This window comes from Planktosalinus sp. (genome assembly GCF_059864935.1).
The window spans coordinates 1-3,485 of record NZ_JCBCCK010000323.1; the positions used below are offsets into that span (position 1 = coordinate 1).

General features: G+C 39.3%; 4 protein-coding genes. All 4 read left to right on the top strand.

The features are described 5' to 3' along the window. The coding region (locus tag AC6F75_RS10450) for a ferrochelatase (protein ID WP_500714965.1) at nt 1-349 on the top strand (349 nt) is incomplete at its 5' end. Beyond that, nucleotides 349-1,704, top strand: a complete 1,356-nt coding sequence (locus tag AC6F75_RS10455; protein WP_500714966.1) for an MATE family efflux transporter — start codon at nt 349-351, stop codon at nt 1,702-1,704. The genes AC6F75_RS10450 and AC6F75_RS10455, both read left to right, overlap by 1 nt. 47 nt (nt 1,705-1,751) lie before the next feature. Further along, nucleotides 1,752-2,294, top strand: coding sequence for a HemJ family protein (locus tag AC6F75_RS10460; protein ID WP_500714967.1), 543 nt, complete (start codon nt 1,752-1,754; stop codon nt 2,292-2,294). Nucleotides 2,295-2,351: 57 nt separating this feature from the next. Next, nucleotides 2,352-3,485 (top strand): histidine kinase dimerization/phospho-acceptor domain-containing protein (locus AC6F75_RS10465; protein ID WP_500714968.1); only part of this gene is annotated, 1,134 nt, incomplete at its 3' end.

The window sequence follows — 3,485 nt, forward strand, 5'->3', positions numbered from 1 at the left end:
CACAAGATTGGTTGGAGAAAAACTGGGCCTTAAACCGGGAACCTTCAGCACTTCCTTCCAGTCTCGCTTAGGTTTCGACCCATGGCTACAGCCTTACACAGACAGAACAATTGAAAAACTGGGTCTCTCCGGCATAAAAAAAATGGCAATTGTTACTCCGGCATTTGTAAGTGATTGTCTGGAAACCCTTGAAGAGATAGCCATGGAAGGCGAAGAGTTGTTTCACGAGGTGGGCGGAAAAGAGTTTACTACCATTCCTTGCCTGAACGACCGCGAAGATTGGGTAAGGGTGTTGAGTGGCTGGATAGACCGCTGGGCAATTGTAGACGTAGAAACGGCCATCGCTTAATGAGAAAAATCCCCCATTCAGAAAGTCTGGGAACCAAACCCATTGGAAAATTACTGATACAACAATCAGTGCCGGCATCTATCGGAATATTAGTGATGTCGCTCAACATTCTGGTGGATACTATTTTTGTGGGAAACTGGATTGGCTCTATTGCCATTGCTGCCATCAACGTGGTGCTTCCGGTTTCTTTTTTTATTGCCGCTCTGGGTATGGCCATTGGGATTGGGGGTTCGTCTATTATTTCAAGGGCATTGGGAGCCAACAACAAGGCAAAAGCCTTAAAAACTTTTGGCAATCAGGTTGCTATTACTGTTTTGCTTACTACCATACTGGTCCTTTTTGGCTTGTATTTTATCAACGATTTAATTCCTGCCTTTGGCGGAAAGGGCGATATTTTTGAGCCTGCTAAAATCTATTACCGCATCGTATTGTATGGAGTTCCGCTGTTGGCGCTTTGTATGATGGGCAACACTGTAATCAGGGCAGAAGGGAAGCCGAGATTTGCAATGACAGCGATGATTATTCCTTCAGTGGGAAACCTGGTGCTGGATTACATTTTGATTTACATTTTTGATATGGGAATGCACGGTGCTGCCTGGGCTACGACTATTTCATACGGAATGTGTTTTGCATACATCCTTTGGTTTTTCTTGTCCCAAAATTCTGAATTAAAAATCAATATTTCACATTTCAAATTAGATATTCCAATCATCAAGGAAATAAGTTCGCTGGGGTTTGTCACACTAGCACGCCAAGCGGTTGTTAGTGTGACTTATCTGGTTATGAACAACATTTTATTTGATTTGGGAGGTGAGTCATCAGTTGCTGTGTATGCCATAATTGCGAGAATGCTCTTGTTTGCGCTATTCCCTGTTTTAGGGGTCACCCAAGGATTTTTGCCCATCGCCGGATACAATTATGGAGCAAACTACCATCAGCGTGTGCGTGAAAGTATTAATAAAGCCATTTTATACTCGGCAATTTTAGGTTTGTTTGTTTTTGGTTTTATCATGTTTTTTGCCGAAGAAATAGTTAGGGTGTTTACAGATGACGCCCGTGTTCTTTCAGATACGCCAAACGCAATGCGATGGGTATTTGCAGCTATTCCCATTATTTCTATTCAACTTATTGGAGCGGCTTATTTTCAGGCCATAGGTAAAGCGTTGCCGGCTTTGTTGCTCACACTCACCAGACAAGGTTTTTTCTTTTTGCCGTTGGTGCTTATTTTACCGATTTATTTTGGCGAAATCGGGGTTTGGATATCCTTCCCAATTGCTGATTTACTTTCAACAGTGGTTACAGCATACTTCCTCAATAAGGAAGTCAGGTTAAATTTAAAACCCGAACCCAAATAATGATTTAGAATTTGTAAATTTATTCACTCAAGCTTCAAAAAGGAAATATGATTTACAATTATTTAAAAGCCCTTCATCTCATTTTTGTAATTACTTGGTTTGCAGGCTTGTTTTATATCGTAAGGTTGTTTGTCTATCAAATTGAAGCCTTTCATAAACCTTCCCCTGAAAAGGAAATCATTGGAAAACAACTCAAAATTATGGCCAAACGGTTGTGGTATATCATTACCTGGCCATCGATGATACTGGCGGTTTTGTTTGGTGTTTGGATGCTTTCACAAAGGGCAGTTTTATTGACTGACGAATGGATGCAAGTCAAACTGGGGTTTGTACTTTTTCTAATCGTGTATCATATTGTGTGTCATAAATACTTCAATCAGCTTCAAAATGATGTTGTGAAACATTCGTCAAATTATATGCGGCTTTTTAATGAAGGGGCGACCATAGTCTTGTTTGCCGTAATATTTTTAGTGAATTTCAGATACACCATGGACTGGCTTTGGGGGACTGTGGGACTGATTGCCGTTTCATTGTTAATTATGATTGGCTTTAAGGTTTACAAAAAAATCAGAGAACGAAACAAGGAATAAAGCTGGCTTGAACTTTGAGGTACTGATAACCTTGAAAATGAAACTTTCCGATTAAGGATGATAAAACAAATTTTAAAAGCGAAAACTTCCCTACGCACCAAGATTTTTCTTTCGATGATTTTACTGGTGCTTGTCGCTTCAATTTTGATCGCAACAGCAACGATTTATCAATACAGCGAAGATGCACTTCAGTACCACAAAGAACGTCTTGAGCGAAAAGAAGACCAGATAAGGGCCAGCATCAATTATGAGCTGAGAAAAACTTCTTATGAAGTTGTTACCCACAATATTCCCCTGATTTTTAAAGACAAGATTTATGAAATTCAGGACATTCACAATATGGAACTTTTGCTTTTTGATCTTGACGGAAAAATATTGTCAAGTTCAAGGGCTTCTTTTTTTGAAAGGTCATCAGAGTTCATTCCCAAAAATATTTTAATTGAACTTAAAAACGCTTCTGACAAAAAGCATGTAGTTCGTTTTCGCGAAGGCGATAAAAAATTTCGTTCTTCATACTCATACATTACCGATCATCATTTCAAACCGCTGGCAATACTAAATTTACCTTACATAGAAGAAGATGACTTTATTTCACGTGAGTTGAAAAACTTTTTAATGCGATTGGCTCAGGTGTATTTGCTGATGATGTTTATTGCCATCGTGCTTTCTTATTTTTTATCTAAACACATCACAAAGTCGCTTAACACGATAACAGAAAAAATCAAAGAAACCAGATTGGGCAGTGCCAATAAAAAAATTGAAGTTACAAATATCAGCGAAGAAATATCAACCCTTGTTCAGGCATACAATGGCATGATAGACGAATTGGAACATAGTGCGGCAGCTCTTGCGGCAAATGAACGGGAATCTGCCTGGCGTGAAATGGCAAAACAAGTGGCCCATGAAATCAAAAATCCGTTAACGCCTATGAGGTTGAGCGTGCAAAGTTTTGAGCGAAAATTTGACCCCAACGATCCCGAAATACACAAAAAGGTAAAAGAGTTTGCTTCCTCGATGACTCAACAAATCGACACCATGAGTTCGATTGCTTCGGCTTTTTCAACATATGCCAATATGCCCGCCCAAAAGGATGAAACTTTAAATTTGATTAAAATCACCAAACTGGCTTTGGACATTTTCAATGAAGACTATGTGCATTTTGAAACCGATGAAGAGGAAATCATCGTAAAA

Excerpts from the sequence above, each read along its gene's own strand:
- AC6F75_RS10455 (WP_500714966.1), top strand. The coding sequence starts at position 349 with ATGAGAAAAATCCCCCATTCAGAAAGTCTGGGAACCAAACCCATTGGA.
- AC6F75_RS10460 (WP_500714967.1), top strand. The coding sequence starts at position 1,752 with ATGATTTACAATTATTTAAAAGCCCTTCATCTCATTTTTGTAATTACT.